This window comes from Marinigracilibium pacificum, assembly GCF_012926615.1.
Lineage (GTDB): Bacteria > Bacteroidota > Bacteroidia > Cytophagales > Cyclobacteriaceae > Mangrovivirga > Mangrovivirga pacifica.
This window is the reverse complement of record NZ_JABBNU010000004.1, coordinates 413,473-437,479: the sequence shown is the minus strand read 5'-3', so window position 1 is coordinate 437,479 and position 24,007 is coordinate 413,473. Positions and strand designations below refer to the sequence as shown.

Here is a 24,007-nt window from a genome sequence, read left to right as displayed (position 1 = left end):
CAGATAATGTATTTGACGAACAATGATTACCTGCATTTGTTTATATCGTATGAAGAAGCCAAAGCCTGTAAAGCCTAAGAAGGGGCAGGAGTCAGTATGGGATTATCCACGGCCACCTAAACTTGAAAAAACAAATAAATTAATTGAAGTCTGGCATAAAGGAATTTGCCTTGCAAGAAGTAATGGTGCTTATCGTGTGTTGGAGACAAGCCACCCACCTCAATATTATATTCCGCCCTCTGATGTTCAAATGCAGTATCTCTTACCATCTGATCTGGAAACACATTGTGAATGGAAAGGTACAGGTAACTATTATGATTTATACCTGGAAAATGAATTGAATGAAAATGTTGCCTGGACATATATGTCTCCGAATAATTCATTTTCATTGATTAAGGGGTATTTGGCATTTTATGCTGGTATGATAGACAAATGCATGGTTGATAATGAATCAGTTACTCCACAACCTGGTAAGTTTTATGGGGGGTGGATAACCAGTGATGTCGTCGGACCATTTAAAGGTGAAGAAGGTAGCTGGGGATGGTGAAATATTCTTTGAAAAGTGAAAACCCTTTAAAAAGCATAAGCGATCAGGGCGGGGAGCCGAGATCGCTTATTAGGAATTTATCAACTATGAATAAAGAGCTGTTGTAAATGTAATGACAGTTGCTGTCACTTGCAAGTGTTTTGTTTAAATATTTTAAATTTTTTTTAATCAGTTATGTTTTGATATTCATTTAAATGAATTTTTGGGTATTCGTCTATCAATCTTATGTCTTTAACCTGCGCAAAACCCAGTTCATCGGAAAACTCGAAATCTTTCCATGACGTAAATTTCCATGATTGAGCATATGGAATAGCACCATCTATCTTAAAATCACTATAAATTATGGCATGAGGGTCTTCTTCAGCTTCATTTTGATCGCCACCTCCGAATGTAACTATATAGGAAGCAGCATGAATAAATTTTGTTTCTGGGTCGATATATAAATAGTACCAATCATCCGGAGCGTCACCTGTTCCCGGGGCAAATGTCATTTTTGCAACCTGATAATCTTTATTGTTCATCGATTTTATACCAATGTATTCCCAGTTTACTCCCGGATCCTTGATTTTGTACGGTAGCATATAAAAATATGACCATGTAAGCACATCAAACCTTGCAGCCCGAGTGTTTAATGAATCACCCTTTTTATAAAATTGACCATCATCATAAAGGGCCTGGTTACCATTGTTGTATGTGATTTTTACTTTGCTACCTGAAGGAGTTTGTACAACTTCTCCATTAAACCTTTCTTTACCTCCAAAGGTTAGTGATAAGTCAAATGATAGAGCATTTTTTACCTTTAATTCATCCATTTTATAGGCATTTTGGATGCTGTCTCTAAGTGTAAGAACGCGATTTTCTATATCATTGGAGGTGTTTATATTATTTTCGGCATTGTTATTGTTTTTAGATTTACTACAACCGATAATTGTAAATATGATAAATATTAAGACGAAAGATGTGTTTTTCATATGGAAATAAGTTTTTGCAATAAAAACAATTATTTTGGGTAGACATCAAGTTTTTTGATGTTTAAATTACCGATGTGTAAGATAGAAGACAGTGTGTAATGAAGAATATTTTTATCACAGAAGAAATTAAATCAAAATTGCCTGACCTTCGATTAGGTGTTCTCGAAGCAGATATTCGAGTGGTATATAGTATTGCCGAACTTGATGATCGCTTGGAGCAGGAAATTGATATACTTTTTAATAAATACGAAGTAGAAGATATTAAGAATCGCCCGATTATTCAGGCTACAAGAAATGCCTATAAAGATCTTGGAAAAGATCCAAACAGGTATCGTCCCAGTGCAGAAGCATTATCAAGGAGAATAGTTCAAGGAAAGGGATTGTATCAGGTAAATAATGCAGTCGACATTGTTAATTGGTTATCATTTGTATCCGGATTTTCTATAGGTGCCTATGATGTCGAGCAGATCAATGGAGATGTAACTCTTGATATTGCACCTGAAGGCATTCCTTACGAAGCAATCGGAAGAGGGCAATTAAATGTAAGCAGCCTGCCTGCTTTACGTGATATTGATGGGTATTTTGGTACTCCGACTTCTGATTCAGACCGTACAAGTATTAAACCGGCAACTTCAAAGATGGTATTGGTGTTTTATGATTTTAACGGAAAGGCAGATCTGGAACTTTGGCTACATCAATCCGGTGAATGGTTTGAACAATTTGCCGGAGCTGAAAATATTAAAACTAGAATCATATAAAAAAATAATCCCTGGCCATGACCAGGGATATTTTTTTTGCTGTGGATGATCAGTGATTAATATAGTCTCTCAAGAGCTACAATGTCATACTGACCAAATTCTCCATCCTCGTTAGCGCTAAAACAAGCTAACATGATTGAGTTTGGATCTACTCCAGTAGGAGTGCCAGGTACATGAACAGCACCAACACCACCGTCACCTTCATTTCCACCAGAACCACAAGAATAAGATCTGTTGAAGTAGTCAGTGTGACGTAATCCAACTGCGTGACCAATTTCGTGTGTCATAACGTGTTCTACAACGTTAGTACCATAGCTGCTTGTACCAGACTGAATCTGGATCCACTTGTATGGTTTGCCACCACTTGGGAAGCCGGCAGAACCTCCGCCACCACCGCTAGTACGATATACAACCATGTCATATGAGTTGTAATTTGTTCCAAACGTTAAAGTGAAGTTTAATCCAGTGTTAAGTCTGTTGTAGTTATCAACAGCCCACTGTAAAGCAGTTCTCATAGTATTGTCCAAACCATTAGAGTTGTTAGCGGTATAACCGATTACTCTGATAGTTCTTGGAGCTGATACTAAGTTGTTAGTACGGTACTGCTCAAAGTTTGGTCCTTGCGAATGGATTTCACTTTTAAGCATTTCCTGAAGGTTTTCAGGGGTGATAATGATGTCGCCTTCTAGCAAGTAGTTTCCAGATTCACTAGCAGGATCCAATAAATCCACATCATCAGTCATTCGGATATCAGAAACATCAAAACCCAGGTCATAAAACTGAGCGATTACTTCTTCCGAAATTTCAGATTGTTTTGGTTGTAGACTTTCTTCGTTAGTACATGATACGAAGATCATCTGTGTGAAAGCAATAACTGCTACACACAAGAAACTGATTCTCAATTGTTTCATTGTAAAATTGATTTGGTTAAAGATTTGCGCTAATGTAAAAATTAGTTTTTTAAAGAAAAAATAATTTTGAATTTATTTATGATTAATAATTTTGATATGTTTCAAAAGACAGAATTATATTTGTTAAAATAATGTCAACTCAAGGAGTTATCAGTATAATTTATATATTTGTAAAATCAACCAATGCTAGTGAACAATATGAAAGACGTGTTTCTTCATGTTTTTCTGATTCTGACAATTTCGGGTATGTTATCAGCCCAGAATATCTCTCACGAAAAATTTGTGGTCAGGAAAATCAATACAGATTTTAACTATTTAAATCCTGATAAATATTATCTGATTAAATATAAGGGGGCCGAAGGTCTGGTACTTCAGAATGGTGGAGATATTGTTAGAAGGGTTTCACCTGGGGTAGCTATAATAAAAGGAAATGCAAGTTTTAAAAGTGATGCCGAAGTATGGGCGGTTAATGATTTGTGGAAATTTGCTCCGGGAGCCTTAAAAACAGGGAATAATGAATTTATAATCAAATCTAATGACCCTCAAATGGTATTGCAGATTATCCCTGATACCTACTCTCCAAAGATTATTAATGGATTTATTTATATAAAAGGAGAATTATCAAGTGTTATCACAGATATAGCACCAATTAAAGAAGTTTTTTATATAGGTGCTGAAAGTTTAAGACCAAAGGAGGAATCTGCTGTACTTGATCTTAATTTGAGGCCTAATCATGTTAACGTGGTTCATAAATTATATCCTGAATTGAGTGGTGAGGGTATAAATTTATCCATCCATGAAGAGAAATTTGATTATGATGATATAGATTTTTCAGGTAGAGTAAATGAATTTCCGAATGTTAATGAAAGTACCTCCCGACACGCTACTGAAATGGCAACAATCGCTGCTGGCAATGGAAATTCTTTTGTTACAGGCAGAGGGGTAGCCCCTGGGGTATCGCTATTTTCATCTGATTTTTCTGATATTGTACCAGACCGTATTGAAGATTATCAGAATTATGAAATTTCTGTACAGAATCATTCTTTTGGAACTGAGATCGAGAGTTTTTATGGTGCTATAGCTGAGGAATATGATAAACTCGTAGATAGCTTACCTGGTTTGATTCATGTGTTTTCTTCTGGAAACTCGGGTTTCTCTTCAGCCTCGGAAGGTGATTATGCTAACATTCAGGGGGCAGCAAATTTGACCGGTAATTATAAGCAGGCTAAAAATGTACTTACTATTGGATCTATAGATACCACCGGTGTGGTTCCCTCATTTGTATCTAAAGGCCCGGCTTATGATGGTAGGATAAAACCTGAGTTTGTAACATATAGTAATGTAGGGTCTTCAAATTCTGCTGCTTTGATGTCAGGTATAGTTGTATTGCTACAGCAAAAATTCAAGGAAATACATAATCAATTGCCTGATTTTTCTGTCATTAAATCTGTATTAATGGCTACATCAAAAGATGAACTTCAGCAAGGACCGGATTATTCGTCAGGGTATGGAAGTGTTAATGCCATTGAAGCAATTCGCTGTATCGAAAATGATAATATTATTTCTGGTTTATTAAGTCCGGGTGAATCTAATGAGTATTCTATTACCATTCCTGAAAATACAAATGAATTGAAGTTGGCTCTTTCATGGGTTGATCCACCGATTAATGCAGGAAGCTTCAAAGCCTTAATTAATGATTTGGATGTGAAGCTACAATCTCCAAATGGGGACATTATACTTCCCTGGGTGATTGATGCCACCCCAACTGCTGATATTTTGACTATTAACGCAACACGAGGTGTAGATAATGTTAATAATGGTGAATTGATAACAATGGTAAATCCTCCTGCGGGAATCTATAAAATTAAAATTTCATCAGCATCAAGCCTGGTATCCAGCCAGGACTTTTCGGTTGCATGGAAAATTACTAAGGACAATAGTTTTGAATGGTATGCTCCGTTGTATCATGAGAATATGCCATACAATGGGGAAACACCATCTTATTTCCGGTGGAACTCAACAATCAAATCAAGTGGCACATTATTTATCAGATGGAAAGATGGAAAAGAACAACTAATCGGCCAGGTAGATGATGTTTCATCTGGTAAATATTGGTGGGTTGCTCCCGATACCTTCGCAACTGCACAAGCAATTTTAAAAACACCTAATGATGAATATATTTCTGATGAATTTATTATTTCAAGGCCAGTGCGACCTCGTGTAGTAGTGAGTTGTAGTGATTCATTAATTGTAAGTTGGAATAAACTTGTGGGACTTGAAAGTTATGAATTACAGTTATTCGATGAGTCTTCAAAAAGATTTAAAAGTGTCAATACAGATATAGATACTTTTGCTGTGATTCCCCAGACAGTTACATTTCCCATTTTCAGAATTATTCCTTCGTTTAATAATATTGAAGCAATATCAAGTTTGACTGTATTTTCTGAATTCCAGCAGGCATCCTGTTTTTTGAGTTCTTTTTTTGCTCAACGATCAGTTGAAGAAAAGGGTATCGATCTGATTGTTGGACTTGGTTCGTCTTTGGGGATTGAGAAAGTAGAAGTATATAGAACAGATGATAATTTGCTTGTTGCCGAGATAAATAATGCAAATCTGATATCAGGTAATAATTTTGTTTTAGATCCAAATCCCACTGAAGGAATCAATTCTTATCAGTGTAAAGTTATATTTGAAAATGGTGAGATACTATTGTCTCAAATTGTCTCAGAATACTTTTATAGTGATACTCCGGGACAAGTTTTTCCAAATCCGGTTAGTAATGGAGAAGAATTGAAGATTTTTACCAGAAAATTCAATTCAATACACATATTTAGTTTGATAAGTCTTGATGGAAGAGTACTTGTTGAGCGATCAATTTATCCGGAAAAGGACTTCATCAAGCTAAATAAAGTCAAACAAGGAGTCTATGTTTATAAAATTATCGGTGAAGAAATAAATATTACTGGCAAACTGATTGTGTATTAAATTATTTAGGGTTTGTATAATATTTTATGAATTCAGACTGATTTTCTTATCTTTAAACATAACCTTATATAAACCTGTCAGACATGATTCAATCAAGAAATTTAATTGGTCTTTTGATCATTTTAACAGCTTTTTTAGCTTGTCAACCAACAGAAAATATTAAGACGGAGGCCTTTGTCAAATCTCCTAATGAAGATATTGCAGTTTGTTTTGGTGTAGATGAATTAGGTAAACCATATTATTCGGTTACATATAAAAAAGGAACTGTAATTGATACCTCATACTTTGGGTTTGAATTCAAAAATCAACCTCCCATGGATGACGAATTTAAGATTATTGGTGTTCAGGAAAGAGCTCTTGATCAATCCTGGGACATGGTTTGGGGAGAACAAAAAACAGTAAGGAATCAATTCAGGGAAATAGAAGTTAATTTACAGGAAGAGAGTGAAACACAAAGAAAATTAACTGTAATTTTTAGAGCCTATGATGATGGAGTAGGGTTCAGATACCAGTTTCCTGAACAAAAGGGAGTTGATTCGTTAATCATAATGGATGAACACACAGACTTTAATCTAACCGGTGATCACATGACCTGGTGGATTCCCGGTGACTGGGATAGCTATGAATGGCTATATAGTACAAGTCGGTTTTCAGAAATTGATGCTCTGGAAAGAGCTAAGAGAAATAAAGATATAGCATCAATATATATTCCTGAAAACGCCGTAAATACCCCGGTTACAATGAGAACTGATTCTGGTTTACATATCAGTTTTCATGAAGCTGCTTTAGTAGATTATGCTGGTATGACCTTAAAGGTAGATAAAGAAAATCAAAAATTTACAAGTGAACTGGTTGGTTCTGAAAGACTTGGGTATAAAGTGAAGAGGAAACTGCCTTTTGATACTCCCTGGAGAACTATTCAAATATCTGAAAAGGCTGGAGATCTGATAGAATCAAAGTTAATACTGAATCTTAATGAACCAAATAAATTGGGTAATATTCCTTGGTTTAAGCCGATGAAGTATGTGGGCATCTGGTGGGAAATGCATCTTGGTATTTCGACCTGGGATATAGAAGCAACACAAGATATGTCTACTTTCACAAAAGATAAGGCTACTAGTTCAAAGCATGGAGCTACAACTGAGAATGCTAAAAGATATATAGATTTTGCATCTAAGAATAATATCGAAGGGATTTTAGTCGAAGGCTGGAATACAGGTTGGTCTCATTGGATCGGATTTGATGATCGTGAAGGAGTATTTGACTTTGTTACACCTTATCCTGATTATGATATTGAAGAAGTTGTGAAATATGGAAAAGAACATGGTGTTGAGTTAATCATGCATCATGAAACTTCAGCAGCTCCAAGAACTTATGATCAACAAATGGATACGGCTTATGCACTAATGCAAAAGCTTGGGATACATTCTGTTAAATCCGGTTATGTTGGTCCTATAATTCCTAAAGGAGAGTATCATCATGGGCAATGGATGGTTAATCATTACAATAATGCAGTAATTAAGGCTGCTGATTACCAGGTTGCAGTTAATGCTCATGAGCCTATTAAAGCAACTGGTTTAAGAAGAACATATCCAAACATGATTGCAAGGGAAGGATTAAGAGGTCAGGAATTTAATGCCTGGGCTTCTGATGGTGGTAATCCTCCGGAACACCTTCCAACTGTTGCTTTTACAAGAATGCTTGCCGGGCCAATTGATTTCACTCCGGGAATTTTCAATATTAAATTAGAACCATATAAAAAGGGTAATCAGGTAAACACTACTCTTGCCCAGCAACTAGCTTTATATGTGGTTATTTACAGCCCGATACAAATGGCTGCAGATCTACCAGAAAGTTATGAAGGCCAACCTGCATTTCAGTTTATCAGAGATGTAGCTGTAGACTGGGATCGTACTGAGGTTCTTAATGGTGAAGTAGGAGATTTTGTAACCATTGCCAGAAAGGCAAAAGGTAGTAACGATTGGTATTTAGGAAGTATCTCAGATGAAAATGAAAGAGATATAAAGATAGAGTTTTCATTTTTGGACGAGGGCAAAACATATGAGGCGATAATATATAAGGATGGTGAGGATGCTCATTGGAATGATAATCCTGAATCAATAGTAATTTCGAATATGGATGTTACCAACACATCATCTGAAACCTTTCACTTGGCACCCGGAGGTGGTTTAGCGATAAGTATAAAGCCAAAACAATAGCTTATAGAAATTACGGTTTAAAGAAATTCATTTCCAGATGTTAGCTTTTGCGCATCTGGAGCTTGGAATGAATCGGGGATTCAAAACCCCTTTTATTAATAGGTTCGACATGTCCTTTCAGAACATATCGAACAGCAGTTTAATATTTACATGATGCTGTTCCAGATGTTAGCTTTTACGCATCTGGAGCTTGGAATAAGGCGGGGTTTCAAAACCCCTATTATTAATAAGTTCGACATGTCCTTTCAGAACATATCAAACAGCAGTTGAATATTTACAATATGCTGTTCCAGATGTTAGCCTTTGCGCATCTGGAGCTTGGAATATTATTGGATCTTAGATCCTTTTTTATTTTAATTAATTATTAGTTTTATATATTGTTATTTATCAACTAAAAATAAAATTAATGGGGTTTGAATATAGAATAAGAGATCAATATGCTACACATTTTATTACTATAACAGTAAATCAATGGGTGGATGTCTTTACTAGACAAGATTATATAAATATTTTAATTGAAAGTCTTAAGTTCTGTCAAATAAATAAAGGGTTAGAAATATATTCATGGGTAATCATGTCAAATCATTTACATTTGATTGTAAGTAGTGAGAAAGGAAATTTAAGTGATATAATTAGAGATTTTAAAAAATTCACTTCAAGTAAAATTATTAAAGCAATTCAAAATAATGGGAAAGAAAGTAGGAAGAATTGGCTTCTATGGCTACTTAGAGATGAAGATAAAGTTAAATTATGGGGCAAAGGTTATCACGCTAAGGAGATATTAACAAAAGAGTTTATGGAACAAAAAATGGATTACATTCACAGTAATCCAGTGAGAGCGGGGATAGTAGAAAGAGAAGAACACTATTTAAATAGTAGTTGTGCCGAGATTTATGGCTATGGAGAAAGTATTCTTGAATTAAGTGATTATTAGTGTTTTTTTCGACATATCCTTTCAGAACATATCAAACAGCAGTCGAATATATACGAAATGCTGTTCTAGATGTTAGCCTTTGTGCATCTGGAGCTTGGAATGACTCGGGGTTTCAAAACCCCTTTTTATTAAGATGTTCGACATGTCCTTACAGAACATATCAAACAGCAAGTTGAATATATACGAAATGTTGTTCTAGATCTTAGCTTTTGCGCATCTGGAGCTTGGAATGAATCGGGGTTTCAAAACCCCTTTTATTAATAGGTTCGACATGTCCTTTCAGAACATATCGAACAGCATTTCTATTTTATTATTCCTTTAAAAACTGCCTTAACACATACTGAAGAATGCCATCGTTCTGATAATAAGCAACTTCTATTTGGGAGTCGAGCCTGCAGATAACCTTAAACTCGGTAGTAGAACCATCGTCTTTAGTTGCCTTTACGTTTAATTCTTCGAGAGGAGAGAGGCTATCACTAATACCAGTTATATCATAGGTTTCAGTTCCATTGAGATTTAAACTATCGGGTGTATCACCTTCTTTAAATTGGAGAGGTAGCACACCCATACCAACAAGGTTGCTCCTGTGAATTCGCTCATAGCTTTCAGCAATAACAGCTTTTATTCCTAGCAGGAAGGTGCCTTTTGCTGCCCAGTCTCGTGAAGATCCGCTACCATATTCTTTTCCACCGATAACAATTAATGGTGTATTATCCTTCTTATAAAGCTGGGAGGCCTCAAATATTGTCATTTCATCTCCGGAAGGTAAATGTGTTGTATATCCACCTTCCTTTTTAGCAAGTTGATTGTTAATTCTGACATTTGCGAAAGTCCCCCTAACCATCACTTCATCATTTCCTCTTCGTGAACCATATGAATTAAAATCTTCCTGATTTACACCACGGTTAATTAGATATTGACCAGCGGCGGACTCTTTCTTAAACGATCCGGCAGGAGAAATATGGTCAGTGGTAATACTATCACCGAGTTTTAAAAGAACTTTGGCTCCAATAATGTCCTCAAAATCTTTAGGATCTTCACTAATATTTAAGAAGAATGGAGCTTCTTTGATATATGTTGATTTATCTGACCAATCATATAGCTTGCCTTCCGGAGCTTTTAGTTCTCTCCAGATCTCATTACCATCAAAAATTTCATTATAATTCTTTTCATAATCCTTAGGAGTCAGAACACTTTTCATCTCATTAAATATCTCTTCATTTGAAGGCCATATGTCTTTAAGAAATACCGGATTCATATTCGGGTCATACCCAAGTGGTTCTTTAGCCATATCAATATCAATTCTGCCAGCTAATGCAAAAGCAACAACCAACATTGGAGACATTAGGAAGTTCATTTTAACCAATGGGTGTACACGGGCTTCAAAATTTCTATTTCCTGATAGTGCTGAACATACCACCAGATTATAATCTTCAACAGCTTTAGAGATTGGTGCTGGCAATGGACCGGAATTACCTATGCACGAGGTACAGCCGTAACCAACAGTATGAAATTTAAGTGCTTCAAGGTCTTCAAGTAGTCCGGATTTTTTAAGGTAATCTGTCACAACTTTTGATCCTGGTGCTAAACTAGTTTTAACCCATGGTTTTACATCAAGCCCTAATTGTACGGCTTTTCGTGCCACTAATCCTGCACCGATCATAACACTTGGGTTGGAAGTGTTTGTACAAGATGTGATTGCTGCTATGGCAATGGAACCATCACTTATTTCATATTTTTCATTTCCTATTTTAATACTGACAGTTTTGAGTTTATTCTCTACTTTTTCTACTTCAACTTCTTGAGGGAGATCTGATTTGCGTGCTTTAACCTCTGTTTGTCCACCTCCTTCACTTTTCCATCGAACAACATCTCTTTCATCCAGAGGAATGTATTCTCTTTCAAACCCTATCTTTAAAAGCTCTTCAAATTTGGGTTTAAGATTTTCTAATAATATTTTATCCTGAGGCCTTTTTGGTCCTGAAATGGTTGGTTTAATGGAGTTTAGATCTAGTTCAAGAACATCTGAATAGACAATTTCATCTTCATTTTCTCTCCAAAGCATATTTGCTTTGCAATATTGCTCTACTGTTTTTATGTGATCTTCACTACGATTAGTTTTTTCCATGTAATCTAGTGTTTGATCATCAATAGGGAAATATGATATTGTGCAACCAAACTCTGGAGACATATTGCTAATTGTTGCTCTGTCAGGAATCGTTAGATTATTTAAACCGGGACCAAATACTTCAACAAATTTACCTACAACACCATAAGATCTTAGTAAGTGAGTAATTGTTAATACTAAATCAGTTGCGGTAGTTCCTAATGGCATACTTCCTGATAACCTTAAACCAATTACTTGTGGCATAATGAAATAGATTGGTTGTCCCAAAAGAGCCGCTTCTGCTTCAATTCCGCCGACACCCCAGCCAACGACACCTATTCCATTTACCATTGGCGTATGGCTGTCTGTACCAACAAGTGTATCAGGAAAAATCATTCCATCTCTTGTGATTACTCCTTTAGCAAGGTTTTCCAGATTTACCTGGTGGCATATTCCCATTCCGGGAGGGACCACACTAAAGTTCTCAAAAGCATGTTGTGCCCATTTTAGAAACTGGTACCTTTCACCATTTCTTTCATATTCTACTTCTACATTCTTTTGATATGAGTATGAGGTGCCAAAATAATCTACTTGTACAGAGTGATCAATAACTAGATCAACAGGAACTAGAGGGTTGATTTTATTAGGGTCCTTACCTTTTCTATCCATTTCAGCTCTTAAGGAAGCAATATCTACTACTGCAGGAACTCCCGTAAAATCCTGCATTAATACTCTTGCAGGTTTATATGGGATATCTTTATCTGATGCTTTTGGCGACCAATTAAGCAATGTTTCAATGTGGCTTTTAGTGATGCCAAAGTCATCAAAATTTCTTAAAGCGTTCTCCAGAAGTATTCGAATCGAAAAAGGGAGCTTTGAAATTTTATAACCATTTTCCTCCAGGGTTTTTAAACTATAGTATTTGTAATCACCTTTATTGGTTTTTAATGTAGCTTCGTTTTTATATGGATTTGACATCATGACTAGGATTAGGTGAAAGAATTTTTAATAAGGATTATTAGAAATAATATTCTCCTTATAATTTAAGAAAAAGTCATGACTCCATTGTTGTTAAACAAAAGGGATTAATTTTTTTGGAGTAAAAGTCGTAGGAATATTAATTATGTGATCGTATTAAATACCCTGATTTGATATAGGATATTTTTAAGTTTAGTGTTTTAAGTATTTATTCTGTAAGGAAAAAAATAGCTTATCTTATATAATGCAGGGTTTATCGTTTAACTTAAAAAGTCTATCCTTGTTATGTAAGGATTTATCTAAAAGGGTAAGATAATTTGTTATATTACGATGAATTTATTCATTTGCTAAGGAATTATTTACTTTTTAGAATAATCACACCTGCATTGCTAATTCTTCCATTTTTAATATTTATATTATTCTTTTGAGCGATTTCATAATCATCTGTAGATTCTAAAACCAGAGTATATTTGTCGTTTTCTTCTACATTATCAATTAAAAAGTATCCATATTCATCTACATAAGTTGAAGATATCGTGTCTTGATCCTTAATTATGTAGGCTACGGCTGGCACAACCGGATTGATTCGTCCTTCTACACCACCACCACTATCTTTTTTCTTTGCATTGATAACCGGATTAAGAATGTATTCATCATTGGTTGATTTTACAGAACTCGCAGCGTTAAAATCAAGGTGTAAATCAATTATTTCACTATTTAACACGTCTTCTGGCATAGTAATTGAAATGCCATTAGAAATGCCTGTTGCTAATTCCAATGGGTAGTTTTTATTTTTAATGGTTACAAAATTATTATCACCTAAAACAAGAATAACTTCTGTAGGATTAAAATCTTTAAATTTTTCAGTTACCAGGTTATAGTATTTACCATTATTAAAGTCTAAAATATCAAGCTGACCGGTAAACGCTGTTTTCAAATAATATTCCTTATTGTTTTCTTTTAATAAAACACCGTCAATGTCGATTATTAGTCGTTCATAATCTGCCGGTGAGTCTGAAAGTTTTATAGAGATTTGCCTTGTAGTATTTAATTCAGAGGTGTTTTTCGAACACGAAAATAGTATTAATGTGGCAAGAAAAAGCAGGTATATGTTTTTAAGGCTCATAGGTTTAACATTTAATGTCTATACCAATATATATTAAAAGGTAACCATAAAATAAAGGTCCTGAAACACTATGGCCAAATAAAAACCCCGGCTATTAACCGGGGTATTTAAACATTGTTTTTTATGTTTTATTGTATAAAATCAAGAAAGACTGTGTCAGCCTCAGTAAGGTTTCCATCTGTTACAGTCAGGTTTGAAATCGATGCTTCTTCATAATCTTCAATTGGGTCAATACCAACGGTATAATTTCCCGCAGGAAGATATGGTAGGAGGAAGTCACCTGAATCATTAACTGGAGTAGAAGTTACAGTGTCCTGTCCTAAAATAGCATAGACAATAGCATTAGCTTCTTCAGGTTGAACATTACCCGCTATCGCTCCACCTGAAGCTTCAGCAGTTGCTCTAATTACAGGTTTAAGGTTATAGCTTCCATTTCCTGTTTCAACAACAGATCTTGCAGCATCAAAATCAAGAACAATGATATAAGGAATACCTTCCTCAAAAGTTTCATTTAAGTTGATTTTAAGTCCTGACTGTTGGGCACTAGGTGTTTTCAAAGCATACTCAATTCCATCAATTTGAACAGAATTGTCATTGCCTAATACAAGTCGAACTTGAGAGATGTCACCAGCAGGTATTCTTTCAGTTACCAGAGTAGTATCAATTCCATTTGATAATTCTATTAAATCATAAATGCCCTGATTTACTCCCGAAAGCTGATACCAGCCTGATTCATCACTTTCATCTCCAAGGTTTACGTAGATTTCTTTAATGTCAATATTGACTTCCTCGTAATCACCAGGAGCATCAGTGAGCTTAATCGTTACAAGTTGTGTAGATGGTTCATCATCAGTACATGATGAAACTAGTGCAAGTAGTAAACACGCAAGTGTAGTGTTAATCAAGTTTTTGATAAACATATTCTATCTTTCTTTGGTTTCCTTAAAATTAAAAAATATTGTGCTTATCCTTTTTTCTGCGGTGATTTCTTTTGTTTGATTCTTTTTTCGTTGACTTACCCTTCTTAGCTTTTCCAAATTGAGCATCAAACAAATAGCTTACAGAAATACCGGTAGCAAAAGGGGAAACACGTGTTCTGTCGTAAAACGACAAAATCCTTGTATAATTGCCTTCACTTTCATTTGACATAAAAGTTTGTGTCAGACTGAATTGTGCTTCAATCATGATACGCTGTCCATAGTTGGTGTGAAACATAGAACCAACTACCACAGTTAACCCTGCAAAAAGTCGGTTTGGTTCAGTATAGTACATCACACCAAATTCATTTCCCAATGAATTGAATTCAGTTTTAAAATCTACAGGGCCGTAATCTTCAAGTTCTCCTTCTGAAAAAGTACCCTTACCATTAAGCCAGTAGCTTATATGACCACCAACTCCTATATAATACCATCCAGGGTTTTTGTATAAAGCATACCTTAATACTAATGGAAATTCAACAAAGCCATATCTTTCTTGTATTCTAAGTCCTGTTGCAGAAAGTTTTACATCTCGACCTTTGTTTGCATAAAGTAATTTTGCTGAGACACTTACATTTTGATTAAATTCAAAAAGAGCAGCAACACCTGCATGATATCCAATAGATGGGTTTCGATCTATAATATCAGTATACTCTTTTTCACCGAATCTAACAGAGTTATAATCAACACCTATATTAGGGCCGATATGTAGTTGTGCAAATGCTGAATTAGCAAATATTAAAAAAATGATATAACTTAAAAATTTATTCATGCTGGCAAAAAGTAATTTTTCAAATGTAAGAAATGATTTGATTTCATGTTGAATAATGTAATATAAATGCATTATTTGCATACAATTATTTTTAGCGCTATGGGAAACAAATTTTTTTTAACTGTAATAGCAGGTTTATTTATATTTTTTAGCGGGTTATCACAGGAAACAAATTGTAGAAATGGTATCGATGATGATGGCGACGGTTTAGTAGACTGTTATGATGGAGACTGTAATTCAGAGTCTGCTTGCGATGATTTCTTCTTAGATACTACTCCGGGTACTTGTAATGTTAATCCTCCGGTTGTTGATTTTGAGATGGAAAATACTGTTGGTTCTGCAAACAGGAACGTCCATACTCAGGCAAGGATTGTAATTGGAGATCTTAATAATGACGGAATTCCTGAAGTTGTCACTCCTCATAAGTGGGACCAGGAAATACGTATTATATATAGTACAGGTCCTGATGCAGGTGACACCGAATATAAGTCTACTACTACCGTAGTTGGAAATGATAAATATAGACCTGAGCTTGAAGTTGCCATTGCAAACATTGATAATGATGATTGTGGGGAAGTTTTCTCAATAGAGCGCGCTAAAGGGGATGCAAAAGGAAATGAATTTAATGGTAATTTTTATCTGGTAGCCTATAATTGTCGTTTAGAACCGATAACTACATTTGGTGTTAATGGTAAAGTTGATTTAGGGCCTGATAACCCGGGAATCATAGGTCTCGCTGATTTTAATGCTGATGGTAAAGTTGAAATATATTTTAAAGATGAAATTTACGATGCTCATACAGGAGCAGCCCTGATTGATGATATAAATCTAGGAAATTGGAATTCCGAAGTTTCTCATGGTCCGGTTGCAATGGATATCAACCCAGCCAGCCCTGGTATGGAACTAATTGTAGGTGGAACAATAATTAATGTTAATGTCAACACGGGCACATGGACTGTATGGAAAGAATTGCCTGAATACTTTACCAAAGACATGGGGTATGCTACCTACAGCACTTCTTCGGTTGCAGATGTAAATGGTGATGGCAAACTTGATGTTGTAATGTCCGGAGCTACTGATAGTAATACCGGAAATACTGCAATATTTATATGGGACCCACATAATGATAATTTTGAGGTCTATGAAACTCCTGATGATTGGCTTTGGGGTACAGGTAGGGTGACACTTACCGATGTAGATAATGATGGATTAATGAATGCATTGTTTGTTTCTGGATCCAACCTATATAATCTGGAGATTAATGCAGATTTAAGCTATTCAGTAGAATGGATAAGGCCAATTGAAGATAGTTTATCCGGAATTATTGGGGTAACGGCTTATGATTTTGATAATGATGGTATAAAAGAAATTGTCTATCGGGATGCTACTTTCCTTACAATTGCTTCTGGTATTGATGGATCTATCATCCATCAGGAGATATGCCAGTCTCACACTTTTATGGAATACCCGCTAATAGTTGATGCCAATGGAGATGGAAATACGAACATCGTTATTCCTTGTAACTTCTCTGATAACTCATCAGCGTTTAAAATAGGAGATGGACTTCAGCAGCAGGGAAATGGTAACTTAAGAATTTATGAAGCGTCTGGCCAACAATACTGGGTTCCAACTCGGGATGTATGGAACCAGCATGGATACCATGTAACTAACGTTAATGATGATTTAACAGTTCCGAGAGAATTTACAAATAATGCTGCGAGCTTTCCAGGTAACTGTTACGGAGACGGTAGAACTGTTTATCCGTTTAACAACTTTATGGTTCAAACTCCTTCATTAGATGCTAATGGTTGTCCTTCACTACCTGGTGCTGATCTTGTTTTTGACCCAATAATAGATCCGATTGATGGTTCTGCTTCGTTTATCACAGTAAATCCTCCAATTTGCCCGGGAGAACAGTTTACTATTGATTACATTGTAAAGAATGATGGGGATGTTGCCGTTGCAGATGACTTGTTAATGACATTGTATGCCGGAGACCCGGTAAATGATCCGACGGCTCAAAAACTATTGACTATTAATAGAACCATATCTCTAGCTCCGGGAGAAACTATTTCCGTAACTGGATTACCTGTTCAGGGAGATGGTACGTCTTTCCAGTTATATATTGTACTTGATGATGATGGTACTAATACACTTCCTTTACAATTTCCTTTGGATGGTACTGTTCTGGAGTGTGATTACTTTAATAATATAACAAATCAGCTAGTTGAACCGCTTCCTTATGATATAGAAGCATTGAAAGTTCAGGATAATATAAAATGTGATGATACCTATCCTGATGTCGGAGCAGCAAGAGCTTACAGACTTGATGCAGTAACAGGAGATACTATAACTGCTGGCTATACATTTAACTGGTATGAGGTAGGTGGTGATGGAAGTATAATTGGTACAGGTCCGTACCTGACTGATGTAGCTGATGGAGAATACTATGTAATTGCTACAAACAATGCTAAGGGTTGTTCTAGTTCTCCAGATACAGTTATTATCAATCCTGGATTCCTTGATTTCGAAGATCAGGTTCAGCTTATTCAGGAACAGACTTTCTGTACTCCTCCGAATGGTGAATTATATGCTTTTGTTGCCGATGATGATGATGCTAATTATACCTTTGAGTGGTTCCTGTCTGATCAATTTGGAATATTAGATTATAATCAACCAGTAGGAACAGGTCAGACATTAACAGGACTAGAGGGTGGTATTACCTATGGAGTTCTGGTAACGAATAATATTACAGGTTGCTGGAAAGAGAAATCTTTGACTTTACCTGTAACTCTGACTTATCCTGTATTAACCTTAGATGCAAAAACAGATATAACATCTTGTGATAACCCTGTAGGAACTGCAAGTGTTAGTGTTTCGGGTGTAATAACAGGATATACATTTAATTGGTATGTTGGTACAACAACGTCAACGGTACCTGATTTTACCGGTGCAAACCAGACTGCGCTTGCAGAAGGCACTTACACAGTTGAAGTTGTCAATGATGTAACTGGTTGTACTGACATGATTACTGTCGATATTGTAGATGTTAGAACTTATCCAACACCTGAAATAAACCTGATAAGCCCTCAGACAAGTTGTATTTCTGCAACTCCAAATGGTGAGTTGGCAGTAGTAGCCTCTGAAGGAACTTTAACTGGTTTAGGTGAGGTTGACGGATATACCTTTGAATGGTTTGAAGGATTAAATACACTTCCGGCAAACTTTATTGGAACCGGGATGTCTCAAACTGGACTATCTAGTAACACTTATACTGTTGTTGTGACTAATACAGCTACAGGGTGTACAGGTATTAATCAATTGTATCTACCAGAGACTCTGGAATATCCTTCTTTAAATCTTAATAAAATTAATGATTATACAAGATGTGATTATCCTGATGGAGAACTTGAAGCATCTGTAGTTCATTCTAATCCTTCGAATGTTAGTGTAAGCTGGTATAATAGTAGTGCAGTAGAAAATACTGCTGATAATGCAGGTCTTAGCTATACAGATTTGTATGATGGAGATTATACGGCACAAGCAATTGATAATACAACGGGCTGTAAATCTACACCGGTAACTATTAATGTTGAAGATTTAAGAACCTATCCGGTAATAGATGAAACAATTGTTGATGTTACTTCATGTTTGACTCCAAATGGTGAAGTTGAAACCTATGTAAATGAAACATCAACAGGAGGTTCAGCTACAGAAACTTCAGGATACACCTGGAGTTGGTTCCAGGGTAGTTCAATTGCTGGATCTCCGGTAAACGCAGGAAATATTCAGGGAGCAGCAGGTAACATTATAAGAAATGTTGATGTAGGACCGTATACTGTTCAGGTTGTTAATAATACAAATGCTTGTGAAACTGTCGAAACATATGATGTACAGGATGCAATTGTAATTCCTGTAATATCTTTAGTTAATGTTTCTGATGTTGATCAGTGTGGTACACCTAACGGTTCAATCGAAGTTGATGTTACCACTCCGGCAACAGCTGTAAATTCTGATTATACCTTCCAATGGTTTACAGGATCTTTTGCAACTGCGGCAAATCAAATAGGAGGAGAGACAGGATCTGTTTTGGCGGGTTATCCGGAAGGAACCTATTCTGTAAGAGCAATAAATAATTTAACAGGTTGTGTATCTAATTTGATAGTTGAAACTATCAATAATGTAGTTGTTCCTTATACTATTAATATAGCAACCACTGATCCAACTAGTTGTGATGATTCGGCACCTAATGGTCAGTTGGAAGCTTCTGTTGTAGAACCAGGGACATATACCTACGAATGGTATGAAGGAGCACCGATTTCTACAAGTCCATTGACATTTGGTGCACCACCGATTAGTTCAAATGCATTAACAAATGCAGACCTTGGAGCTGGATTATATACTGTTGTGGTAACAAATACAGCAACCAATTGTGAACAGTATGCAACGGCATCGCTAACAGCACCTACTGCACATTCAATTGCTGTTACACCTACAGATGTTGAAGGTTGTATTCAGGAAAATGGAATGATTGATGTTCAGATTATTGGTGGTGATCCGTCATTATCATATGATATATTTGTCTATGAAGGTGCTAACCTTGGTGGTACAATTGCGGGCTCAGATCTTGGTGTTAATTCTTCTGGTACATATTCATATACTGATTTAGCCGCTGGAACTTATACAATCGTTGCTTTTGAAAACAGGTCAGCAACAGAAATTTGTGAATCAAATATTGTTTCTGAGACATTAGTTATTCAATCTAAAGATCCGATTGTTACTGAAAATATAACTAATAATAAAAACTGTATTGATTTTAATGGAGCCATAGAGATTGGTTTACAAACTGATCCTAATGACTTTTTCTCTAATTCATGGGAGGTAATCTGGGATGCTTCTGCTACCACTACTCAACCTGAATCAGGGATAACAATTTCAAGTGGGAATTCACATAATTTCACCGATTTAGAGCCAGGTACATATACTGCAACTTTCAGAGGAACTGTATCAGGTTGTGAATTGATAAGATCTTTCACTGTTGGTAATGACCCGATTCCTTCTTTTAGTATGGCTATTGCTAAGGTAGATAAGGATGATTGTATAGATCAGGGATCAATTTCTGTTAGCTTCCCAGTTGAAGATCCAGCAAATTTTGAGTTTTACTGGTACGAAGGTTCAGTAAATTTGACAACAAATACTCCAATAGCAGGTGTTAACGGTACAGTATTAAATGAAACGGTTTACCCTGATATAAAGAATGGTATATCTTATTATGTTGAAGCTGTTAAAATAAATGGCGACGGAGCTGGCTGTCAGACAAGAACGCTTAGTGCCAGAATTAATGATATTTCTGTTACCCCGGCTATTAATGTAGCAACAACTGGTGATATTAGTTGCGATAACCTAAATCCATTAGGTCAAGCATCTATTTCACTTTCAAATCCTGGTACTGATGTTTATACCTTTACCTGGTATGATAATTTTGATGGATCTGGTGGAAGTGGAAGTGTTTTCCAAACAACTCCTAATACTACAATTGATGAGAATTTAGCATTAGCACCTGGAGATTATTCGGTTGAGGTATTAAATCAACGTACACAATGTATAAACATCAGAAACTTTACTATTGAGGATCGAAGTATAAATCAGGAGCCAATTATAACTCAGATTTCAAAATTAGATCCGCAGAATTGTGATGTTGGAGGTGAAGGAGGTGTCGTTGAGATTCTTCAAAATGGACTTAGTCAGCCGCTTACTGATTTTACTTACACCTGGCATACACCAGATGAAAATACCGTTGAGCAAACAGGCCCTGATTTTTACCGTACTGATCTTGATGTAGCGACTTACTTTATTGTTGCTGAAGATAATCTTACTGGTTGTCAATCAGCTCCGGCTCAGTTAAGAATTAATGATGATAGAACAAATCCGGCTCTTGATATAATAGAGGTGGCTCCACAACAATCTTGTGTGGTTACAGATCCAAATGGAGAGTTGTCTGTATTGATTCTAAATGAAAACCCAGCCAGAACTTATAATTATGAGTGGTATGATGGTGCTAATAACCTTATTTCAAGTACTTCAACCGCAACTGGATTAGATGCTGGTACATATTCTGTGATTGTTACGGATAACCTTTGTCAGTCAACTGCAAGTCAGACAATGGTGATTTCACTAGTTGAACCAACTGTTCAGGCCTCATCTACTGCTGATATTATTTGTGGTGATGATGCAAATGGTACTGTTTCTGCACTGGCTACTGTTGATGATCCAAGACAAACTGAAGATCCATTATTTAGCTATACTTGGTTTAGCGATGATGCCGGTAATACAGTTATAGGAAATACTCAAGATCTGATCGATTTGCCTGAAGGCACTTATTATGTTCAAGCTACTCAGCTAAACGGTAATCAGTGTACTTCTGAAATTGTACCGGTGGATATTAAAGAACTTTTAACAATTCCGGTTGTAAAGATTATTGAAGATGCTCCAGTGACTGACTGTAATGTTATTGGAAATGGTCAGCTTAGTGCTTATGCAAATGGTAATTTAGTAGCTGGATTTACTTTTAACTGGGATTATTCTTCATTCGACGGAACGGTTACAAATCAGGTAATTGGTAATAATACTTATATGAACGCGGCTCAGGGTACATATACTGTAGTTGCTATCGATAATTTTACTAAATGTGAAGTATCAACTAATACTACAGTTAGACAAGAACTTCCTGAATTTCCTTCACCTGAAGCTTTCCTGATTGATAATGATGAGAGTTGTGAAGAAGATAATGGTAAAGTTGGTGCTAAAGTTGAAGGATTAACTGTTGGTTATGACTTTACCTGGTATCTATTGGAGGATAGTCTTGGAACTTATGTTGATAGAGAGGTTAGCTATCAGGATATCGTTGACGGACTTTCTTATTCAAAACTTAGAGTTGATGTTGTTGATGTTGAGTCTGGTTGTTTCATTGGTAGTGATACAGTTACTGTAGCAGAGATTAATGAATATCCAAGAATTAAAGTGATTGTTGAAAATGATATTTGTTCAAGAAGTGAAGGTGGTACAGGACAAGGAAGTGCAATCATCAACTTGGATAATAATGATGTGATCCTAAGAGAAATTGTCTGGGATATAAATGGTTCACTTTATAATGGTGGGTATGTTGACGGACTATTTGAAGGTAACTATACTGTAACTGCAATTGGGTATAATGGGTGTGAAGGTTATGCTGATTTTGAGGTTGGTCTTGACATTAAAGATTTTAATGCGGTAACATCAAATGGTGATAATCTTAATGAATATTTCCATATCGGATGTATAGCCAGCTTCCCGGATAATCAGGTTAAAATATTTAATCGTGCGGGTATGCTAGTATTTGAGATGGATAGCTATGATAATGATGATCCAAATAGAAGGTTTAATGGTGTTTCTAACAGAGGAGTTAACGCTATGGGGAATGCACTACCTGTAGGTACATACTTCTATGTAATTGATCTGAATGATGGATCTAAGCCTATTACCGGATATATGGAGTTATTGAGATAAAATATTGGAAGGGGAGATGAAAAAATTATTATTAATATTGGTTCTGCTATCAGCTTATTTGCAGACTAATGCACAGCAGCGAACGGTTCTTACACAGTATATGTATGATATGTTTGTGTTTAACCCTGCTTATGCCGGATCTGATAACATTGGTTCAGTTACTTTGCACCATCGTGATCAGTGGGTGAATTTTGATGGTGCTCCAACTACGCAAATGCTTAATGCTCATACCGGCTTAGCAAAAGACCTTGTCGGTGTAGGGCTAAAGATCGAGTATGATGAAATCGGGGTTCATAGTGATCTTGCCGTTTATGCTGCCTATGCATACAAGCTACGACTTCCAAATGGTACATTAAGTATGGGACTTCAGGCTGGTTTTAATAATTTGGTTTCAAATTATGGTAAAACAAGTCCCCTGGACCCAATGGATCCATTAATTAATAATAGAAATGTTTCTTTCAGGCCAAATGCCGGAGTAGGGTTTCTATATAAGATCAAAGATTTCTATTTAGGATTTTCAGTGCCTTATATGTTAAGAAACAAGATTTTAGATGTTGAAGATTCTCCAAATGAGTCTAAAGAACAACGTTATTATTTTCTTAACGGTGGAAAGAATTTTCATTTGGCGGGTAATGTGATTTTTAAACCTTCCTTCCTTGTTAGACTTCAGGAAAACCAGGCTGCTACATTAAATTTGAGTGGTTCATTTGTATTTTATGATAGAGTTGCTTTAGGAGCTAATTGGCGTTCCGGAGATTCAGTTAGTGGATTATTTCAGTTAACAATAGTAGATAACCTTCATATAGGTTATTCTTATGATTTTGTTACCTCTAATCTGTCAGTAGACTCGGGGGGTAGCCATGAATTTCTGGTTAACTTTAAATTCAGACTTAGAGATGTTCATAAAAACATTGAGTGTCCTTCATTTTTTAGTTATGAATAAGACGTATATGACATTCATAAAATCCAGAACTCTATTATCTTGATTAGTTGAAGCCAGCTTTGATAAGAATGATATAATTTTTCGAACTATAAAGACTATATCATTCATATTAAAGATCAAATGTTTATCTATCGTATCGAATCAGATGCGAATGGATTACATACAGGTAAATTGATTAAATAAGAATAATTTATAAACCCAATAAAATTAAAGCGGCATTCTTTTTTAAGAGGC

At 35.8% G+C, this 24,007-nt stretch carries 13 protein-coding genes; 7 read left to right on the top strand and 6 right to left on the bottom strand.

Features of this window, described 5'->3' with window-relative positions:
• Positions 1 to 49 precede the first annotated feature (49 nt).
• Positions 50 to 547, top strand: coding sequence for a DUF427 domain-containing protein (locus tag HH304_RS08560; RefSeq protein WP_169680197.1), 498 nt, complete (start codon positions 50 to 52; stop codon positions 545 to 547).
• 164 nt (positions 548 to 711) lie between these two features.
• Here the strand turns inward: HH304_RS08560 and HH304_RS08555 are convergent, their stop codons facing one another.
• The gene (locus HH304_RS08555) at positions 712 to 1,518 is read right to left on the bottom strand and encodes a DUF6503 family protein (protein WP_169680195.1); all 807 of its coding nucleotides are present in this window, start codon (positions 1,516 to 1,518) and stop codon (positions 712 to 714) included.
• A 98-nt stretch (positions 1,519 to 1,616) separates the two neighbouring features.
• On the opposite strand from HH304_RS08555, the gene HH304_RS08550 reads away from it, so the two are divergent.
• Complete coding sequence (locus HH304_RS08550) at positions 1,617 to 2,276, top strand: B3/B4 domain-containing protein (protein ID WP_169680193.1); 660 nt, start codon at positions 1,617 to 1,619, stop codon at positions 2,274 to 2,276.
• A gap of 56 nt (positions 2,277 to 2,332) precedes the next feature.
• On the opposite strand, the gene HH304_RS08545 is transcribed toward HH304_RS08550, so the two are convergent.
• A complete protein-coding gene (locus tag HH304_RS08545) occupies positions 2,333 to 3,187 on the bottom strand; it encodes a M57 family metalloprotease (RefSeq protein ID WP_169680191.1) in 855 nt (284 codons plus the stop codon).
• A 198-nt stretch (positions 3,188 to 3,385) separates the two neighbouring features.
• Here HH304_RS08545 and HH304_RS08540 point away from each other — a divergent pair, with 198 nt between their 5' ends.
• The 3 genes from HH304_RS08540 (at position 3,386) to HH304_RS08530 (ending at position 9,325) form a co-directional block, all read left to right on the top strand.
• On the top strand, positions 3,386 to 6,172 hold the full coding sequence (locus HH304_RS08540; protein WP_169680189.1) for a S8 family peptidase: 2,787 nt from the start codon (positions 3,386 to 3,388) through the stop codon (positions 6,170 to 6,172).
• A gap of 83 nt (positions 6,173 to 6,255) precedes the next feature.
• Positions 6,256 to 8,391, top strand: a complete 2,136-nt coding sequence (locus tag HH304_RS08535) for a glycoside hydrolase family 97 protein (protein WP_169680187.1) — start codon at positions 6,256 to 6,258, stop codon at positions 8,389 to 8,391.
• A 406-nt stretch (positions 8,392 to 8,797) separates the two neighbouring features.
• On the top strand, positions 8,798 to 9,325 hold the full coding sequence (locus HH304_RS08530; RefSeq protein ID WP_169680185.1) for an REP-associated tyrosine transposase: 528 nt from the start codon (positions 8,798 to 8,800) through the stop codon (positions 9,323 to 9,325).
• Positions 9,326 to 9,635: 310 nt separating this feature from the next.
• Here the strand turns inward: HH304_RS08530 and acnA are convergent, their stop codons facing one another.
• From acnA to HH304_RS08510, 4 genes are all read right to left on the bottom strand, one after another.
• The gene (acnA, locus tag HH304_RS08525; RefSeq protein WP_169680183.1) at positions 9,636 to 12,413 is read right to left on the bottom strand and encodes an aconitate hydratase AcnA; all 2,778 of its coding nucleotides are present in this window, start codon (positions 12,411 to 12,413) and stop codon (positions 9,636 to 9,638) included.
• 352 nt (positions 12,414 to 12,765) lie between these two features.
• Positions 12,766 to 13,536, bottom strand: coding sequence for a DUF4382 domain-containing protein (locus tag HH304_RS08520; protein ID WP_169680180.1), 771 nt, complete (start codon positions 13,534 to 13,536; stop codon positions 12,766 to 12,768).
• Between the two features lie 128 nt (positions 13,537 to 13,664).
• Positions 13,665 to 14,456, bottom strand: coding sequence for a DUF4382 domain-containing protein (locus HH304_RS08515; protein ID WP_169680178.1), 792 nt, complete (start codon positions 14,454 to 14,456; stop codon positions 13,665 to 13,667).
• A gap of 28 nt (positions 14,457 to 14,484) precedes the next feature.
• A complete protein-coding gene (locus HH304_RS08510; RefSeq protein WP_169680176.1) occupies positions 14,485 to 15,285 on the bottom strand; it encodes an outer membrane beta-barrel protein in 801 nt (266 codons plus the stop codon).
• A 99-nt stretch (positions 15,286 to 15,384) separates the two neighbouring features.
• Between HH304_RS08510 and HH304_RS08505 the strand changes: the two genes are divergently transcribed.
• Positions 15,385 to 22,830 carry a gliding motility-associated C-terminal domain-containing protein gene (locus HH304_RS08505; protein WP_169680174.1) on the top strand — a complete coding sequence of 2,482 codons (7,446 nt, stop codon included), beginning with the start codon at positions 15,385 to 15,387 and terminating at the stop codon, positions 22,828 to 22,830.
• Between the two features lie 16 nt (positions 22,831 to 22,846).
• Positions 22,847 to 23,773: a PorP/SprF family type IX secretion system membrane protein gene (locus HH304_RS08500; protein WP_169680172.1), complete on the top strand. Its 927-nt coding sequence runs from the start codon at positions 22,847 to 22,849 to the stop codon at positions 23,771 to 23,773.
• The last annotated feature ends 234 nt before the right edge of the window (positions 23,774 to 24,007 follow it).